This window comes from Flavobacteriales bacterium, from assembly GCA_026129465.1.
Lineage (GTDB): Bacteria > Bacteroidota > Bacteroidia > Flavobacteriales_F > PHOS-HE28 > PHOS-HE28.
Map to the genome: position 1 here is coordinate 832084 of JAHCIA010000001.1, position 18121 is coordinate 850204.

An 18121-nucleotide genomic window follows, 5' to 3' on the forward strand; every position below is an offset into this window, starting at 1 on the left:
TAGGCGGCGATCACTTGATCTCCTTGTGCACGGTCATCCGGCGCAGGATGGGGTTGAATTTCTTCAACTCCAGGCGCTCGGTGGTGTTCTTGCGGTTCTTGGTGGTGATGTAGCGGCTGGTGCCGGGCTGCCCCGAGGTCTTATGCTCGGTGCATTCCATGATCACCTGGATGCGGTTGCCTTTCGCTTTCTTGGCCATGGTTCAGCGGTGTTCGGGGTCAGGCGTTCAAATAGCCCTTGGCCTTGGCCTGTTTCAGGGCGGCGGCGATGCCGATCTTGTCGATCGTGCGCATGCCTGCGGCGCTCACGCGCAGGGTCACCCACTTCTTTTCCTCGGGAACGAAGTACTTCCGGTCCTGGAGGTTGGGGGCGAAGGTGCGGCGGGTCTTCCGGTTGGAGTGGGAGACCTTGTTGCCGGTGATGACGTGCTTGCCGGTGATCTGGCAGACCTTGGACATGGCTTTCTTGGATAACGGGGCGGCAAATGTAGGGTTTTCGTCGGAAGTTGAGGAGGTTGGAAGTTGAAGGTTGATGTTGCCCCCCCGGTCAACCTCCCCCCGATAGGCATCGGGGCCCTCCACCTGCCAACCTCCAGCAGCGATCATAGATTCTCGTCCACCATCGGCTTGGCCAGGGGTCTGTCCAGCAGGGCACGGCGCAGCATGTTCAGGGCGGCCAGGGCGCTGCGTTTGATCACCAGATCGCGGGTGCCCGGGAAGAGGCCCACGTGGCTGCGAACGCCCTCAGGACCGGCCACGGCGATCCAGACGGTACCCACGGGCTTCTCCGGGGTTCCGCCATCCGGGCCGGCCACACCGCTGAGGGCGATGCTCCAGGTGGTGTGCAGGGCATTGCGCACGCCCAAGGCCATCCGTTCAACCACGGGCCGGCTTACAGCGCCCTCGAGCTCGAGCATATCGGCCGGTATGCCCAGTTCCTCCATCTTCACCGCATTGGCATAACTCACCAACCCGCCGACGAAATAGGCCGAGCTGCCAGGTACGCTGGTGATCAGGTGCCCGACATAGCCGCCCGTGCAACTCTCGGCCACCGCCAAGCTGTCCCCCCGCTCTTTCAATAGCCGACCTGTCACCTGCTCCAGTCGTTCCTCCCCTTCTCCGAAGATCAGTTCCGGAATGAGACGGTAGAGCTGATCGGCCTTGCGGTCCACCCGGGTCCGGGCACCTGCGGGGTCCTGGCTGGCATAGGTGCTCAGGCGCAGTTTCACCAGCCCGGGGCTGGGCAGGTAGGCCAGTTTGATCGCGTCGGCCGCCAGACTCTCTTCCCAAGCCGCGATGCGCTGTGCCAGGTGGCTCTCACCCAGCCCGGTCGTCAGAATAGTACGGTGTACGATGGCCGGAGGCGCCAGCACACGCTTCAGCTCGGGCAGGATGTGCCGCTCCATCATCGCCTTCATCTCGTAGGGCACACCCGGCATGCTCACGTACACACGCCCCTGGTGCTGGAACCACATGCCACTGGCGGTGCCATGGTCGTTGGGGACCACCGTGCAGTTCTCCGGCAGGTCGGCCTGCGCCAGGTTAACTTCCAGGGGTTCCCGGCCAATGCTCTGGAAAAAGGCCGCGATGCGTGCCTCGATGTGGGGATGGCGCTTCAGACCGGTGCCGAAGAATTCGCACAGCACCCGCTTGGTGATATCGTCCTTGGTGGGCCCCAGCCCTCCGGTGATCAGCACCACATCGGTTCCCGCCCCACGCAGGGCGTCCAATATCTCCTCCCGTTCATCGCTGATGGCCAGCACCCGGCGCGGCCGGATGCCGATGAGCGACAGTTGTTCGCCGATCCAGGCCGCATTGGTGTTCACGGTCTGCCCGATCAGCAACTCATCACCGATGGAGAGGATGGTGGCTGTTACTTCGGTGGGCACGTAGCGGTGAAATTGATCGTTGGCGAACTGAGGGGTTGGACAGGAAGCGATGATAGAGGCCGCTGAAGCGGTCGGAAGTCGCAACGACCTCCAACCTCCAATGCCACGACTTCGGCTTCTTCAACCATGCATGGTGGGTGTCTTGCCGTAGCGTGAAACGACCTCGGCCTCATAGGCAAGGAAGGCTTTCCAGCGCGCATCCACATCCACCCTGCCGCCATGGATGCGCGCGAAACCGATGAAGGTGGTGTAGTGGCCGGCCTCACTGATCATCAGTTCGCGGTAGAACGCGCGCAGTTCGGGGTCGTCACATTCCTCGGCGAGCATCTTGAATCGCTCACAACTGCGGGCCTCGATCATGGCGCTGAAGAGCAGGCGATCCACCAGGCGTTCCTCCTGCGTACCATCCTTGCGCACAAAGGCCATCAGTTCGTTCACATAGTGGTCCTTCCGTTCAGGGCCCAGGGTCCAGCCACGCGCGTGGATCTTCTCCACCACCTGGCGGAAATGCTCCAGTTCCTCCTGGGCGATACGCGTCAGTTCGGAGACCAGGTCGCTCAACCCCGGGTAGCGCACGATCATGCTGATGGCGTTGCTGGCGGCCTTTTGCTCGCACCAGGCGTGGTCGGTGAGCAATTCGGGCAGATCGTTGCGCACCAGTGCGGACCAGCGGGGATCGGTGGGAAGCTGTAGGCCGAGCATGCTGGTCCGGAAGTATTGGGCTGGCAAATGTCAGCATACCGGCCCGATGCGCGTACGATCTTGGCCGCGTGTCCCGGTATCACATCGCCTTCAACCCCGTCTGCTTGGTGATGGTCACCTGCACCGCAACGGCCCAGTACGATACGCATCACGGGGAGCTGTGGGCGGGCTACATCGGCACCATCCGCGTGGCGGAGAAATGGTCCGTTTGGCAGGACTACCATGGGGTGCCGGAAGCTTTCGCCGTGGCGCGATATGGCGTGGTGTGGAAACCCACCGCGCATTGGCAGGCGGTGGGCGGTTTCGGGTGGGTGTGGACCTCCACATCCTTCACTTCCGAACTGGTGCGTGGCGAATACCGGCCTTGGGGCCAGGTGCTGGGCCAGACACGCCTGGGCGAGCGGTGGGCCGGGCAGTTGCGCTTCCGCTACGACGCCAGGTTCAGGCAGCGCCTGGGGGACGGCGTGGTGCTCGACGATCATGGTTTCAACCACCGCCTGCGCCTGATGGCCCGCGTGCGCCGCGACCTGCGCACCATGGCCAATGGCGATGTGCTGCATCTGAACCTGATGGACGAACTGCTCTACAACACGGGACGCGAGGTGCGTGACGGCGTTGACCAGAACCGCTTGTATCTGCTGATGGGCTTCACCCACAAGCGGTACACCTTGCTCGGCGGATATCATGTCCGGATGATACCCCAGACCGCCGGTGGCATGCGATACAACCATGGCATCACGCTTTGGCTCCTCCATACCATCGATGTGCGACACCGGTTCAAGCGGCCCGATGAAGAAAAGCCGCCGCCGCTGCCGCATGGTGGCTGAAGCATACGCTGCGCCCGCACCCATGCTACTTTGCACACCGGTCATTCCAGCCGCATGAAGGTCCACGCCATCATCCTGGGTGCGCAGAAATGCGGCACCACCACCTTGTTCGACCTGATGGCCGTGCACCCACGGCTGGTGGGTTGCAGCACCAAGGAGCCGCACTTCTTCAGCACCGCGAAGGACTGGCGCAAGGAATGGCCACGCTACGAGGCCCTTTTTCCGAAGCGTGAGGGCGCTCTCCTTTTCGAGGCGAGCACCTCCTACACCTTCCATCCGCTACGCAACCCGGATATCGCGGGCGACCTGTACGCGCACAACCCGGATATGCGACTGATCTATCTGGTGCGCGACCCCGTGCAACGCGTGCTGAGCAGTTGGATGCACGCCTTCGAGCGCGGCTACACCGACCTGCAGCTGGAACAGGAGATCATCGCGAACCGACTGCACCTGGACGCCACCCGGTACGCCACGCAGATCGGGCCCTTCATTCGCCGCTTCGGCCGGGATGCGGTGCTGGTCCTGGACCTGGCCGAATTGGAGGCCGATGCGCATGGCACACTCCAACGCGTGGCCGAACATCTGGGCATTGATCCGGGTGGTTTCCCTCCACCTGATGGACGCCGCTTGAACGTTTCGGTGGGAGGCGGCAAGGTCCATCACCGTTGGGACCATCCCGGCCTGGTACTTCGTGCCTTGCGGAAATTGTCGCCGGCATGGTGGCGATCGCTCACGGACAACCGCAGGCGTGCCTTCGCCAGCAAGCCCGCCGTGCCGCCCCACCTCAGGCGCCTGATCGTGGACCAACTGAGCGTGGAGATCGACGCCTTGGCGGTGCTGATGGGGCGGGACCTGCGACACTGGAAGCGGCAGGATGGCTGATCGCCGCCCCGGCCCACCGCTACCTTAGCGCCAATGACACTCTCCTCGGCATTGCTGGAACAGGCGGTGGACCAGATCGCCACTCTGCCCGGTATCGGGCGCCGCACCGCCATGCGCCTGGCGCTGGACCTGTTGCGCCGCGAACCCCAGGAGGTATTGCGTTTCACGGAAGCCATCCGCCGCATGCGCGAGGGTCTGCGCCCCTGCACGGAATGTTGCAACATCAGCGACGAACCGCGCTGCGCCATCTGCCGCGATCCCGCGCGGGACAGGAGCCTGGTCTGTGTGGTAGAGGACATCCGCGATGTGATGGCCATTGAGAACACGCGACGCTACAAGGGCCTCTACCATGTACTGGGCGGGGTCATCAGCCCGCTGGACAGCATCGGGCCGGAGGACCTCACCACCGAGCGCCTGCAGGAGCGGATCGCGGAAGGTGGCGTAGGCGAGGTGATCCTGGCCCTGCGCGCCACCTTGGAAGGCGACACCACCGCGTTCTACCTGGACCGCAGGCTGAAGGACCTTGGCGTACGCATCACCACCCTGGCGCGCGGCATCAGTGTGGGCGGCGATCTGGACCAGGCCGATGAGCTCACTCTGGGGCGCAGCATCGAGGACCGCAAGCCATACGCCCACGTCACCCATAATTGAGTACGCCGCCGCAACGCATGAAGCTCTCCGTCATCATCGTCAACTACAACGTGCGCGCCTACCTGGAGCAATGCCTGCGAACGGTGTTCACGGCCATGCAGGGGATCGATGGCGAGGTGTTCGTGGTGGACAACCAGAGCAACGACGGCAGCGTGGAGATGGTGCGCGCCAAGTTCCCGCAGGTGAAGCTCATCGCCAATACGATCAACGTCGGATTCAGCCGGGCGAACAACCAGGCCATACGCGCCGCACAGGGCGACTATGTGCTGCTGCTGAACCCCGACACCGTGGTGGGCGAGGACGTCTTCGCCTTGACCACCGCCTTTCTGGATGAACGGCCGCGGGTGGGCGGCCTGGGGGTGAAGATGATCGATGGCACCGGTCGCTTCCTGCCGGAAAGCAAACGCGGCCTCCCCACCCCACAGGTGGCCTTCTTCAAGATCATCGGCCTCACGCGTCTCTTCCCACGCAGCAGGGTGTTCGGCCGCTACCACATGGGCCATCTGCCGGAAAATGAGGCTGCACCCATCGAGATCCTGTCCGGAGCCTGCATGTTCCTGCGCCGCAAGACCTTGGAGGAGGTGGGACTGCTGGACGAGAGCTTCTTCATGTACGGCGAGGACATCGACCTCAGCTACCGCATCACCCTGGGCGGATACGAGAACTGGTATTTCCCCGAGGCGCGCATCATCCATTACAAGGGCGAGAGCACCAAGAAGAGCAGTGTGAACTACGTGTTCGTGTTCTACAATGCCATGGCCATCTTCGCCCAGAAACACTTCACCCGGCAGAGTGCGGGCATCTTCCCGCTGTTGATCAACGGCAGCATTTATCTCAGTGCCGCAGGCGCCATAGCGGTGCGGTTCCTGAACCGCACCTTGCTGCCCGTGCTGGACCTCCTCGCCGTGCTCTTGGTCCTCGCCTTGTCGCCCCTGGTGCCCGAGCGATGGCCCATGATCACGGAAGTGGGTCTGGACCTGGGTCTGGCATTGGGCGTAGTGGGCTGGATCGCGCTCTTCGGCGCGTATGACCGGCCGTTGCGTGTGCTGGCGCCGGTCGTTGGCCTGGCCACGCTGCTCGGCATCGCCGCCATCGCCCTGTTGTCCACTACCCATGGGCCCAGTGACCTGCTCCCCATCGCCTCCCTCACCGCCTGGACCGCCCTGGTGATGCTCACCGTGCGCTGGATGCTGCACGCATTGCGGCTCAAAGGCTATGGCCTGCGCCACAAGGAAAGGGAACGTGTGCTGGCCGTCGGTTCCGAAGAGCAGGCCCGCAAGGCGCTGGCCCTGCTTTGGCAGACCCATTTCGGACTGGGCTGGACCGGCGTGACCACACCGGCCGAACTGGAGCGGGACCCGGACCGGTTGCGCCAACGCGTCCGCCGGCGCCGTGTGGGGGAAGTGGTCTTCTGTGCCCACGATCTTCCCTGGCGGTCGATCATCGCGCACATGGAACGCGCACGCGACCTGGGGGTGGAGATGAAGATCGCGCAGCCCGACCTGTCCTACATCATCGGCCCGAGCACCCTGGAAAGTCTGAACGACCTGTACGTGCTGGACGACCATGCCCTCACCGGACCGACCGCGCGGCGCATGAAGCGGATCCTGGACGTGCTGGTGGCTGGCGCCGCTTTGCTGGTCTGGCCTTTCGCCGCGCCCTTCGTGGAACGCCCCGCACGCTGGGCCTCAAATGCTTGGGAAGTGCTGCGCGGAGGGCGCAGTTGGGTGGGTTACAAGCTGCCCTTGCCGGCCGGTCTCCGACTGCCCCCCCTGCGCCCTGGGATCATCGACCCCATGCCAGGCGGATACGCCGGGGACCCGATGGTAACGGCCCGGGTGAATGCCACCTACGCCAAGGACTACAGTGTGTGGGGCGATCTGGCGCTGATCCTCAGAAGCTGGCGCAGGATCGGTTCAGCCTGATCGACGGGGCTTTCATCAACTGGCCCCACTTGGAGGGTGGTGGTTACTTTTGGCCGGGCCCTTCCGGGGCCAGAACGGAACATGCCGCAGTTGGAGATCCTCCTGCCCAAAATGGGCGAAAGCGTGGCCGAGGCCACGATCATCAAATGGCTGAAGAACGAGGGCGACCGCGTGGAGGCCGATGAGCCCATTGTGGAGATCGCCACCGACAAGGTGGACAGCGAGGTTCCCGCACCCGAGGCGGGGGTGCTGGTGAAGCGCCTGGTGAATGAGGGCGACGTGGTGAAGGTGGGCCAGGCCATCGCCATGCTCGGCGCCGAGGGCGACAGCGCCGCACCACAGGCCACCGCCCCGGTGAGGACCGAGGTGCCAACCGCACCGGCACCCGTGATGGCCGGCAACGGCCATGCGGCCCCCACCCCCACACCCATGGCCACGACAGGCGGCACACCCGTGGGCCGTTCCGGGCCCAGCGGCAAGTTCTACAGCCCCTTGGTGCGCAACATCGCCAAGAGCGAAGGCATCAGCCTGGAGGAGTTGGAGGCCATCGCTGGCAGTGGACAGGGTGGCCGTGTGACCAAGAAGGACGTATTGGACTACCTGCCTGGCCGTGGCACCGTGAAACCCAGTGCGCCCGCCTCCCCGCCAGCCCCTGGTCTCGCCCCACCCCCCGCACCCGCTGCGGCACCCGCCCTCGTTCCCGCACAGGGGGATGAGATCATCGAAATGGACCGCATGCGCCGCCTCATCGCCGACCACATGGTGATGAGCAAGCGGACCAGCCCGCATGTCACCAGCTTCGTGGAAGCCGATGTGACCAACCTGGTGCTTTGGCGCGAACGCGTGAAGAAGGAATTCGAGAAGCGCGAGGGCGAGAAGCTCACCTTCACGCCGGTCTTCATCCTGGCCATCGTGGAGGCCATCAAGGAGATGCCCATGGTGAATGTGCAGGTGGACGGCTACAACATCATCCGCAAGCGCGACATCAACATCGGCATGGCGGCGGCGATGCCCAACGGCAACCTCATCGTGCCGGTGATCAAACAGGCCGACCAGCTGAACCTCACCGGGCTGGCCAAACGCGTGAACGACCTCGCCAACCGCGCCCGCATCGGCAAGCTCCAACCCGATGAGATCACCGGCGGCACCTATACGGTGACCAACGTGGGTACCTTCGGCAATGTGCTGGGCACGCCGGTGATCAACCAGCCCCAGGTGGCCATCATGGCCACAGGCGCCATCCGCAAGAAGCCTGCGGTCATCGAGACCCCACAGGGCGACATGATCGGCATTCGGCACATGATGTTCCTCTCCCACAGCTATGATCACCGTGTGGTGGACGGGGCACTGGGCGGCCGCTTCGTTCGCCGCGTGGCCGACATCCTGGAGGCGTGGACGATCGACCGCGCTTTCTGACGCTGTTCCCCTTCGAGGAAAAGTCTACATTTATCCGCCGCCCGGCAACTCCGGTACACACATGAGAACGCTGCCATTCAAGCTCTTCGGACGATCGCTCCTGGGCATGCTCGCCCTCACCTGCGCACTCCTGGTACAAGCCCAGGGCGACAACGCCTCCTTCAACTGGAACTTCGAAGAGGGCAACAAGCTCATGGAGGAGAAGTTCTACAACCAGGCCGCCGAGGTCTGGGCCAAACTATTGGAACAGGACCCGGACAACGCCAACCTGAACTACAAGCTCGGCCTTTCCTATTTCAACTCCTACAACCAGCGCGCGAAGGCCCTGCCCCACCTGAAAAAGGCCTCCGACCTGCGCAAGGCGGGAGGCTACGGTTCGTTCAATACCAGCGGCTATGACCCCTTCGATGCCCGCGAGCGCAATTGCCCGGTGGAGGTGGAGTACTACCTGGGCCGCGCCTACCATCTGAACAACGAGTTCGACAAGGCCGACGAGCACTACGCACGTTTCAAAGGCGAGGTGGACGGCAAGCATTTCCTTCACGACCAGGCCACGCGCGGATTGGAAATGACGGCCAACGCCCGCACCTTGCGCGCCACGCCCCTGCCTTACGCCGTTTCCAACGTCGGCCCCGTGATCAATGGCGACCACCCGGACTTCAGCCCCGTGCTTTCCGTGGATGGCAACGCGCTCTTCTACACCTCCCGCCGTATCCGCCCGGACAGCAGCAACCTGAACGTGCTAGATGCCATTGCCGGCCTGCCCTTCGAGAACATCTATGTGAGCTACAAGGACCGGGACGGCGTGTGGCAGTCACCCGAACTGCTCAACATCAACCCCGCCGGTGCCGGCCACCTGGCCACGGTGAACGTCTCGGCCGATGGTCAGATACTCTTCATCTACCGCGACGACGGTGGCGATGGCAACCTTTACGAAAGCAAGCTGATCGGTGAATTGTGGAGCGACCCCGTGCTCATGGGCAGCGACATCAACACCAAGGCCTGGGAAACGCACGGCGCCCTCACCGCCGATGGCAACACCTTCTATTTCATCAGCGACCGGAAAGGCGGCTACGGCGGTCGCGACATCTACCGCGTGGTAAAGCTGCCCGGCGGAGAATGGAGCAAGGCGCAGAACCTCGGCGGCATGGTGAACACCAAGTACGACGAGGACGGCGTGTTCATCCACCCCAATGGACGCACCATGTACTTCAGCTCCATGGGCCACAACTCCATGGGCGGCTTCGACATATTCATGACCGAACTCGGCGAGGACGGTACCTGGTCCAAGCCCAAGAACCTGGGCTACCCGCTGAACACGGTGGACGATGACGTCTTTTTCATCACCACCGCTGATGGCCGCCGTGGCTACTTCAGCTCCGACCAGATGGGCGGCTTCGGTGAGAAGGACATCTACTTCGTGGACCTGCCCACCGAGATGGAGGCCGAGGGTCTCACAGTACTCAAGGGCTTCATCATCCCGCCGCCCGGCGAGGACCTGCCGCCCTCCACCATCCTGTACGTGACGGACAAGACCACCGGCGAGGTGAAGTCCTACAAGCCCCGCCAACGTGATGGGGTCTATGTGGCCATCCTGCCGCCCTGCCGCGAGTACAACCTGGACTACCGCGTGAACGACAAGACCGTCCACACCGAGGACATCTTCGTGGAATGCGAGACGGCCTACCAGGAGATCAACAAGGAGATCTACCTCAACCCGGTATCGCTGGGTGGCCCGGCCAGCATCGTGGATCTGCCCAAGGGATCGCCTCCTGGCGGCAAAGAGCCAGGTGTTCTCGTGACCAAGCCGGCTACGAAGCCCGATCCGAAGACCGACGCGCAGATCAAGGATACCGGCGTGGGGCATGTGACCCCGGACGCCAGCTACGCCGACGAGTACAGCAAGTATTACGCTTACAACGTCAAGGATATCGACCAGGGCGAGGCGCGCTGGAAACAATTCATGGACATTGTGGCGGGCTTGATCGAGAAGAACGGCCAGGCGCGTGTGGTGATCGAGGGCAGCGCTTCCAAGGTGCCCACCCGCACCTTCGGCACCAACGAGAATCTGAGCCGACAGCGAATGGAAGATGCCCGCAAGCGCTTGGTGGAGGCCGTCTCCGCCCGCGGACTCGACCCCAACAAGCTGATGCTCGAGGCGGTGAACAACCTGGTGCAGGGTCCGCGCTATGTGGGCGACTACCAGGATACCGAGAAGTACGGCAAGTTCCAGTACGTGAAACTCAAGGTGCGGTAGGCGCCGATCGTGGAAAGATCATGCGACCCCGGCTGGTGCCGGGGTCGCTGCTTTACAGACCTTCGTGTCATGCCACTCACCCTCACACGCCCCCTCGCCTTCTTCGACCTGGAGACCACCGGCACACGCATCGGCCAGGACCGCATCGTGCAGATCGGCATCGTGCGCCTGCTGCCCGAAGGCGCACGCGACAGCTACCAGACGCTCATCAACCCGGGCATCCCCATTCCACCCGAAGCCAGCGCAGTGCATGGCATCACCGATCTTGACGTGGCCTTCGCTCCGCCGCTGGAGGCGGTGGCCGCCGAGGTACTGGAACGCATCGCCGGTTGCGACCTGGGCGGGTTCAATGTGCTGCGCTTCGACATTCCCATGCTCGCCGAGGAGTTGCACCGCGTGGGTGTGGCCTGGGACCATGCCAGCGTGCGCGTGGTGGACGTGCAGCGCATCTTCCACCGCATGGAGCCGCGCGACCTGAGCGCCGCCCTTCGCTTCTATTGCGGCCGGGAACACGATGGCGCGCACGACGCGCTGGCGGATGTGGAGGCCACCGCAGACGTGTTGCTGGCCCAATTGGACCGCTACCCGGACCGGCTGCAGGGCACCGTGGACCATCTCGGTGAACTCAGCGGCGACCGCCAACGCAGCCCGGACCCAGCAGGCAAACTCGCCTTCGACGACCGTGGCCAGATCTGTCTCGCATTCGGCAAATACCGGGGTTGGAGCCTGGAGAACATCGGCCGCAACGATCCCGGCTACTTGCAATGGCTAATGACCAAGGCCGAATTGCCGGCCACCACGCTCGCCGTGATGCGCGGCGCGCTGGCGGACATCAAGGCATGATCGGGCCGGAGCTGTGATCGATCCCACAAGCAATTCCAACCCTGTGGCCCAACATCCAACCTCCAACCGTTCTGATCTCCAACTTCCGTGATGAAGATCGTCTGCATCGGCCGCAACTATGGCGAACACGCCCGCGAGCTTGGCAACGCGGTGCCCGACGAGCCGGTCGTCTTCCTCAAGCCCATCACCGCGCTCATCCACGCAGCCGGCCCGATCCGCCTGCCCGCCTTCAGCCGCGACGTGCATCACGAGTTGGAACTGGTGTATCGCATCGCGCGGCGCAATGGCAAAGCCATCGCCGACCAGGTGACCATCGGACTCGACCTGACCGCGCGCGATCTGCAGCAGGAGCTCAAGTCCAAGGGCCTGCCCTGGGAGAAGGCCAAGGCCTTCGATGGATCGGCCTACGTGGCGGACACCTTCCTGGCGGTGGAGTCCTTTCCAGCCGGGCATCACCTGGAGTTCATGTTGAAGCGTAATGGCCACATGGTGCAAAGCGGCCATAGCGGTCAAATGATCTTCGATGTGGCCACGCTCATCGACCATGTGGAACGCTATATGGCGCTGCAAACCGGCGACCTGCTCTTCACCGGCACACCGGCCGGCGTGGGTCCGTTGGCTCCCGGCGACCGGCTGGAGGGCTACCTCACCGGGGAGCTCTCCTTCGAATTGGACGTGGAGGGGCCCGCTTCCTGAGGGACGGATACCTTTGCGTCCTTGTTCGCAGCAGCGAACTTGCAAGGAAGATCATGACCCGGATCGTCAACGTCGGCAACATCGCTTGCGGCAGCGAGCAGCTCTTCCTCATCAGCGGCCCCTGTGTGATCGAGACCGAGGATGTGATGCTGCGTACCGCCGAGAAGCTCAAGGAGGTGAGCCAGCGCATGAAGGTGCCCTTGATCTTCAAGAGCAGCTTTACCAAGGACAACCGCAGCAGTGCTGATTTCTACCAAGGACCCGGGCTGGAGGAAGGCTTGAAGGTGCTCGCGCGCATCAAGAAGGACTTCGGCTTCCCCATCCTTACCGACATCCACTACCCCAGCCAGGCCAAGCCCGCCGCCGAGGTGTGCGATGTGCTGCAGATACCCGCCTACCTGGTGATGCAGACCACCCTGGTGACCGAGGCCGCGAAGACCGGCGCCGTCATCAACCTGAAGCACGCCCAGTTCCTGGCACCGGAGAACATGATCAACCCGGCCAAGAAGTGCGAGAGCGTGGGCAACAGCAAGATCATCCTCACCGAGCGCGGTTACACCTTCGGTTACAACGACCTGGTGGTGGACCCGCGCGCCTTCTACCACATGCGCAAGACCGGCTACCCGCTGGTCTTCGACATCACGCACAGCATCCGCAAGTACGGCATCCCCAGCGCCGACCCGCGCGGCGGCAACCGTGATGTGATGCCCACCATCGCCCGCGCCGGCGTGGCCGCTGGTGTCGATGGCGTCTTCATTGAGACCCACCCCGATCCCGGCAAGGCCCTCTGCGATGCCGCCAGCCAGCTCTGCGTGTACGACCTGGAAGAATTCCTCAAGCCCTTGCTCGAGATCCACGCGGTGGAAGTGAAGCATCGGGAAAAAGCCGCAGAGACGCAGAGTCGCTGAGAAACCCAAGAACAACCCAACCGCATTCTCCGCGCCTCTGCGCCTCTGCGGCCCACACACCCACCATGGAACTCTACCTCGACAGCGCCGACATCAAGGAGATCGACGAAGCCTTCAAGCTCGGCTTCCTCACCGGTCTTACCACCACGCCCACCTTCATGCACCGTGGCGGCGTCACGAACATCGACAAGATGATCCTGGACCTGGCGAAGAAGGTCCCCATCCTGCAGGTGGAGGCATTGGGCGAGACCGCCGAGGAAGTGGTGAAAGAGGCCAAGCGCCAGTTGAAGATGGGCCTGAAGAAGGACACCACCGTCTTCAAGATCCCTGTGAGCCTGGAGGGGCTGCGCGCCTGCCGCATGCTGCGCAATGAGGGCATCATGGTGAACGTCCATCTGGTCTACACCATCCAGCAGGCCTACATGGCCATGCAGGCCGGGGCCTCCTATGTATGCCCGCTGGTGGGCCGCCTCCAGGACCAGGGCCACGACGCCCTCGCCTTGGTGGAGCAGTGCGTGCGCGCGGTGAACTACTACGGCTACGACACCAAGATCATGTTCAGCAGCGTGCGCACCGTGGAGCACATGCGCAACGCGGTGGAGCTCGGCGTACACACGATCACCGTGCCCTGGAAGCTGATGAAGCAGCTCACCGACAACCACTTCACCGCCATCGGCACCAAGCAGTTCTATGTGGACACGCGCCTGATCACCATGAAGGTGAAGGACGTGCTTTCGCGCAGCAACCCCATCGTGAAGGACAGCGCCACCGTGAGCCAGGCCTTGGTGGAAATGACCAGACACGGCTTTGGTGCGGTGATGGTAGTGGACGCCAAGGGCAGGAACGTCGGCGTCTTCACCGATGGCGGCCTGAGGCGCGGCATCGAAAAGGAGGGCAACAAGTTCCTCGCGAAGAAGCTCAGCGCCCTGAAGTTCAATGCGCCATTCACCATCAGCCCGGAAGCTCTGCTGGATGAAGCGCAGAAGGCCTTCAAGGAACACAAGGTGGACACGTTGAGCGTGAGCGAGAACGGCAAACAACTCGGCATGCTGGACATCCAGGACCTGATGAAGGCCATCGCCGGATAGGCCCATGGACTACCTGAAAGCCTTTGCGAACCTGGGCACCCGTTTCCTGCGCCCGCCGGAGGCCCTGCAGCGCCAGCTCGGCCAGATCCGGGCGCTGCTGCTGGACTGGGACGGTGTGTTCAACGACGGCTGGAAGGACCAGGACGGCGGCAGTCCCTTCAGTGAAGTGGACAGCATGGGCCTGAATCTGCTCCGCTTCACCATGTGGCACCGTGCGCAGAAGATGCTGCCGTGCGCCATCATCACCGGCCAGCGCAACCCCATCGCGGAGCGTTTCGCGAAGCGGGAGCACCTCGACGGCATTTACATGGGCTTCACGCACAAACCCGAAGCCTTTGAAGCCTTCCTGGCCAAGCACCAGTTGGACGCGCGGCACGTGGCCTTCTTCTTCGATGATGTGCTGGACATTCCCGTGGCACGGCAATGCGGCTTCCGCGTACTGGTGAAACGCCGCAGCAGCCCATTGTTGGAGAACCATGTGGTGGCCAGTGGCGATGCCGACCTGCTGACCCACCACAGTGGTGGTGGGCATGGCCTGCGGGAGGTTTGCGAACTGATGGTGGGGCTCACCGGCCGGCCGGGCGAGATCCTGGAACACCGCATCACCTTCAGCGCCACGTACAGGAGCTATCTGCAGGAGCGCGCCGCCATCACCACGGAAGTGGTGTGGCAGGACCGTTGAATGTTTCAGTTCCTCAGGCGCACGTGCAACACCGTGGCCTGGCGCACGGGTACACGCGCCTGTTCCCAGGTGGGCGGCCCGAAGGATCCCATGGCGTCCCTGCTGAATCCATAGGACTCGCGCGGCATGCCCATCCAGTTCGTGTCCAACTTGCCATTGCCGTCCACATCGTGGAAGACCTTCACCGCATGATCTCCCGCGTTGACGCCGGTGAAGGTGACACGCACCTCAGGCCCATCGGCGCCCGCTTTTTTGAGAAGACAACCTAGGTCATTCGTGAATGAAGCCTTGTCCGGACACAAGGCCACGAGGACCGATCCACCCGCATCAGGCCTGGAGAGCCGCACCAGCACCTGCACTTCATGCTGCGCCATCATGCTTGTAGCCGCCGCGATGGATGCCACAACAACAAGTAGTGCCCTTTTCATGCGGGCCATGCTGGCGCTGGTGTTTGGACAGCCTTGGCAAGCATCCGCCTAAAGGTGCTGCGCGGCACTTCGGTGGCGCCCAGGCGAGCCGTATGGTCGTTGATGTACTGCGTGTCGAACAGCAGACACCCCCTGTCGCGAAGAAGGCGAACCAGCGCGAAGAAGGCCGCGGTGCCGGCGTTCGGCACGAGCGAGAACATGCTCTCGCCGAAGAAGGCCTGCCCGATGGACACGCCATAGACGCCACCCACCAGCCGGTCGCCGAGCCAGGTCTCCACGGCATGCGCGTGGCCTGCCTGGTGCAACGCAGCATAGGAGGCGATGATCCGGTCGTCGATCCAGGTGTCCGGCCTCCCGGCGCATGCCCGCATTACGCCGGAAAAGTCGAGGTCCACCGTGGTCCGGAAGCCGGCCTTGCGGATATGCCGCAGCAGGCGGGCATTGGGCCTCAACTGGTCCAAGGGGAAAATGGCGCGCGGGTCGGGATCGTGCCAGTAGAGTTCGCCGTCCTCATGGCACATGGGGAATCTTCCGCTGGTATAGGCGCTCATCAAGGTCTCCACCGGAATGAGAGGCACGTTGTCGCGAACTCTCACCATGTCTTGACCAAAGTGCGGGTCATGGAAGATCCTTCGTGCCTCAAGCGTAGCACGAATGACCCAGGAGCCAGCCGATCAAGGTCCCCGACGGTGATCACACCATCGGCCATGGCGTCCTTCCGCCACGCGCAGCGGCCCAAGGCATCGAACAACTCAATGTGCACCAAGCCCTGCAGGCCGGTCGCTATGATGGTGATCCGATCGTGGAATGGGTTCGGGAAAACCGCCAGGTCCGTGGCCGCAACAGGTGTGGACTGCGTGGTGAGTGTGAGCCATGCATGGGCGGACATGAAGTCCGGGATGCCATGGCCCAGCTGCGGCTGGGGGTCATTGTAGTGCGAGGCGCTCTGACGGACGGCCTCCATGATATCGGTGGCGGTGCGCTGCGGATGCAATTGCCACAGGCATGCCACCAGGCCCGCCACCAAGGGCGCTGAAAAGGAGGTGCCGTTGAGCGGTTGCACCTCCAGGCCATCGATGCCGAGTGCCAAAGTGCCCTGCCCCATGGCGGCGACATCGGGCTTCACACGGCCGTCGGCACTGGGTCCATGGCCGCTGAACCAGGCGGGATCGCCGTCGGCGTTGACGGCCCCCACCGCGAGTATGCCGATGGCGTCCGCCGGGGCGCTGATGTGGTACCAGTCACTGGCGCCCTGGTTGCCAGCGCTGGTCACTGGGATCATGCCCCTGCTGGCCGCGATGCCACTGGCCATGCTGATGCGCGTCGTGACGCCATCGAGGTCCTCGTACGAATGGTCCTGTTCCGGGTCGTCAAAAGTGGTGTAGCCCAGCGAGGTGTTGATGATGTCCACCCCCAAGCTGTCGCACAACTCGGCCCCGCTTGCCCAGTGGTCCTCCTCCACCACATATTCCATGGCCGCCACTTCGGTACGCAGCAGCACGTAGTCGGCGCGTGGTGCGGTGCCCATGTACACGCCCGGCATTTCCACGGCCATGCACGAAAGCACGCTTCGGCCATGCCAATGGTCCAGGTACACGTCGCCATCGTGTTCGGCCATGTCGCGTGTGAAGAGGATGCCTTCACGTTGGCGAAGGCTCTCGAATCCGGGGAGCACATCCACGCCAAGGAATCCTGAATCGAGCACCCCTATGACCATGCCCTCGCCCCTGGCCTCCAAGCCGTGCAGCAGTTGACCGTTCATCATCGCCACCTGGTGGAAGGACGCGCCATACTCCTCTTCATCGCCACCACGCGGACCCGCGCCCGGCATGGGTCCGAACTTCTCGATGGGCGGCGATGGAACGGTCGCGGAGCGCGCGCCCCGCATGCCACTGACGAAGGGGAGCGCGGCGATGGCCACCAGCGCATCCTCGTCGGTGGTGCGGATGGTGATGGTGTTGAACCATTTGCTGCGGTTCACCAGCTGCACATCGCCCTGGGCCAGCACCTGGGCGATGTAGGCGGGATCCACCGGCAGGTCCAAGGCATCCAAGGAGATGCCCTGCGCCTGTCTGCGCTGGATGGCACGCTCGCTGAGGAATGCGCTGGGATCCGAAAGGCTGTATGGTGTGTTGTCCTTGTCCGTGAACGATACCAGCCAGGTGTCGGGTGCCGTCTGCGCGGCGGCTTGCGCGGCGAACGAACCGATGAACAGGAGCGAAACGATACGGCGCATGGTCATGGATGGCCGTGGGCGACGGCGGTCATGCGCAGCCAGAACCCCTTGACCCTGTAGATGATCTGGCCGTTGGGCAGGAACTGTGGCTGGGTGATGGTCTCGGTCCAATGCTTTTCCACCAGGCCGATGTGCTTCGCATAGCGTTCCATGAGGTCGCGCCGCTCCACAAGATTCGCCGGGATGGTGTTCTCCAGCACCAGTGTGCTGTCGAGGGCCATACTGCCCAACGAAGCCTGGACATCGATATCCTTGATCGCCACCGGAAGTTCCTTGTCGGTATTGTAGATGTTGGTGTCCCAGGTCCGGCCTTTGCGCAACGGGAAGGAGAGCTTCAGGCGCCGCATGTTCTCCTCGAGCTTTTCGGCGTAGCGTTCGGTAAGTGTGGCCGTCCAGACATCGCGCACCACCCACTCGTCCTGATCGTCCAGCACGTAGCGCAGTATCCGCTGGGCGGGCCGACCCGCCGGGTCCACATAGTGCTCCTCGATCCTTTCCAGAAGTCGGAAGCTGATGCTGTCGTGCACCTCCTGTTCATCGTCCCGCCAGATGGAATCCACCTGGTATTCCACCCAGGTGCCAACGGCCGTCGGGAAGTAGGCGAATCCGGGATCGCGTGGGCCGGCCACATCGTCCTTGCAGGCAACGAGCAGCAATGTGCCCATTCCGAGCATCGCTTGAATGGATCTTGT

The 18121-nt window shown here is 63.3% G+C and carries 19 protein-coding genes; 11 read left to right on the top strand and 8 right to left on the bottom strand.

Annotated elements, in window-relative coordinates:
* Positions 1-10: 10 nt before the first annotated feature.
* The 4 genes from rpmG to KIT10_03480 form a co-directional block, all read right to left on the bottom strand.
* Complete coding sequence (gene rpmG / locus KIT10_03465; protein ID MCW5898306.1) at positions 11-199, bottom strand: 50S ribosomal protein L33; 189 nt, start codon at positions 197-199, stop codon at positions 11-13.
* Positions 200-218: 19 nt separating this feature from the next.
* Positions 219-458 carry a 50S ribosomal protein L28 gene (gene rpmB, locus KIT10_03470; GenBank protein ID MCW5898307.1) on the bottom strand — a complete coding sequence of 80 codons (240 nt, stop codon included), beginning with the start codon at positions 456-458 and terminating at the stop codon, positions 219-221.
* Between the two features lie 143 nt (positions 459-601).
* Complete coding sequence (locus tag KIT10_03475; protein MCW5898308.1) at positions 602-1888, bottom strand: CinA family nicotinamide mononucleotide deamidase-related protein; 1287 nt, start codon at positions 1886-1888, stop codon at positions 602-604.
* 120 nt (positions 1889-2008) lie between these two features.
* On the bottom strand, positions 2009-2590 hold the full coding sequence (locus KIT10_03480) for a tRNA-(ms[2]io[6]A)-hydroxylase (protein MCW5898309.1): 582 nt from the start codon (positions 2588-2590) through the stop codon (positions 2009-2011).
* Between the two features lie 68 nt (positions 2591-2658).
* On the opposite strand from KIT10_03480, the gene KIT10_03485 reads away from it, so the two are divergent.
* The 11 genes from KIT10_03485 (at position 2659) to KIT10_03535 (ending at position 14765) form a co-directional block, all read left to right on the top strand.
* On the top strand, positions 2659-3417 hold the full coding sequence (locus KIT10_03485; GenBank protein MCW5898310.1) for a DUF2490 domain-containing protein: 759 nt from the start codon (positions 2659-2661) through the stop codon (positions 3415-3417).
* Between the two features lie 54 nt (positions 3418-3471).
* Positions 3472-4299 carry a sulfotransferase gene (locus KIT10_03490; GenBank protein MCW5898311.1) on the top strand — a complete coding sequence of 276 codons (828 nt, stop codon included), beginning with the start codon at positions 3472-3474 and terminating at the stop codon, positions 4297-4299.
* 33 nt (positions 4300-4332) lie between these two features.
* The gene (recR, locus tag KIT10_03495; protein MCW5898312.1) at positions 4333-4950 is read left to right on the top strand and encodes a recombination mediator RecR; all 618 of its coding nucleotides are present in this window, start codon (positions 4333-4335) and stop codon (positions 4948-4950) included.
* A gap of 17 nt (positions 4951-4967) precedes the next feature.
* Positions 4968-6875 (top strand): glycosyltransferase, encoded by a 1908-nt coding sequence (locus KIT10_03500; protein ID MCW5898313.1) that lies wholly within the window; start codon positions 4968-4970, stop codon positions 6873-6875.
* 81 nt (positions 6876-6956) lie between these two features.
* Positions 6957-8291, top strand: coding sequence for a 2-oxo acid dehydrogenase subunit E2 (locus KIT10_03505; GenBank protein ID MCW5898314.1), 1335 nt, complete (start codon positions 6957-6959; stop codon positions 8289-8291).
* Between the two features lie 61 nt (positions 8292-8352).
* Entirely contained in the window at positions 8353-10548 is a 2196-nt protein-coding gene (locus KIT10_03510; GenBank protein MCW5898315.1) for a PD40 domain-containing protein, read from the top strand.
* Between the two features lie 69 nt (positions 10549-10617).
* Complete coding sequence (locus KIT10_03515) at positions 10618-11391, top strand: 3'-5' exonuclease (protein MCW5898316.1); 774 nt, start codon at positions 10618-10620, stop codon at positions 11389-11391.
* Between the two features lie 90 nt (positions 11392-11481).
* On the top strand, positions 11482-12087 hold the full coding sequence (locus tag KIT10_03520; protein MCW5898317.1) for a fumarylacetoacetate hydrolase family protein: 606 nt from the start codon (positions 11482-11484) through the stop codon (positions 12085-12087).
* 53 nt (positions 12088-12140) lie between these two features.
* A complete protein-coding gene (kdsA, locus tag KIT10_03525) occupies positions 12141-12995 on the top strand; it encodes a 3-deoxy-8-phosphooctulonate synthase (protein ID MCW5898318.1) in 855 nt (284 codons plus the stop codon).
* Positions 12996-13060: 65 nt separating this feature from the next.
* Positions 13061-14083 carry a CBS domain-containing protein gene (locus tag KIT10_03530; protein ID MCW5898319.1) on the top strand — a complete coding sequence of 341 codons (1023 nt, stop codon included), beginning with the start codon at positions 13061-13063 and terminating at the stop codon, positions 14081-14083.
* A 4-nt stretch (positions 14084-14087) separates the two neighbouring features.
* On the top strand, positions 14088-14765 hold the full coding sequence (locus KIT10_03535) for a hypothetical protein (GenBank protein MCW5898320.1): 678 nt from the start codon (positions 14088-14090) through the stop codon (positions 14763-14765).
* A 5-nt stretch (positions 14766-14770) separates the two neighbouring features.
* Here the strand turns inward: KIT10_03535 and KIT10_03540 are convergent, their stop codons facing one another.
* Genes KIT10_03540 through KIT10_03555 form a run of 4 tightly spaced genes read right to left on the bottom strand, consistent with a single transcriptional unit; the run spans position 14771 to position 18103 of the window.
* Positions 14771-15193, bottom strand: coding sequence for a DUF2141 domain-containing protein (locus tag KIT10_03540; GenBank protein MCW5898321.1), 423 nt, complete (start codon positions 15191-15193; stop codon positions 14771-14773).
* Entirely contained in the window at positions 15190-15792 is a 603-nt protein-coding gene (gene aat, locus KIT10_03545) for a leucyl/phenylalanyl-tRNA--protein transferase (GenBank protein ID MCW5898322.1), read from the bottom strand. Before aat ends, KIT10_03540 begins: the two co-directional genes overlap by 4 nt.
* Positions 15786-17429, bottom strand: coding sequence for a S8 family peptidase (locus KIT10_03550; GenBank protein MCW5898323.1), 1644 nt, complete (start codon positions 17427-17429; stop codon positions 15786-15788). The genes aat and KIT10_03550 overlap by 7 nt, the downstream gene beginning before the upstream one ends.
* Positions 17430-17431: 2 nt before the next feature.
* Positions 17432-18103 carry a hypothetical protein gene (locus KIT10_03555; protein MCW5898324.1) on the bottom strand — a complete coding sequence of 224 codons (672 nt, stop codon included), beginning with the start codon at positions 18101-18103 and terminating at the stop codon, positions 17432-17434.
* Positions 18104-18121 lie beyond the last annotated feature (18 nt).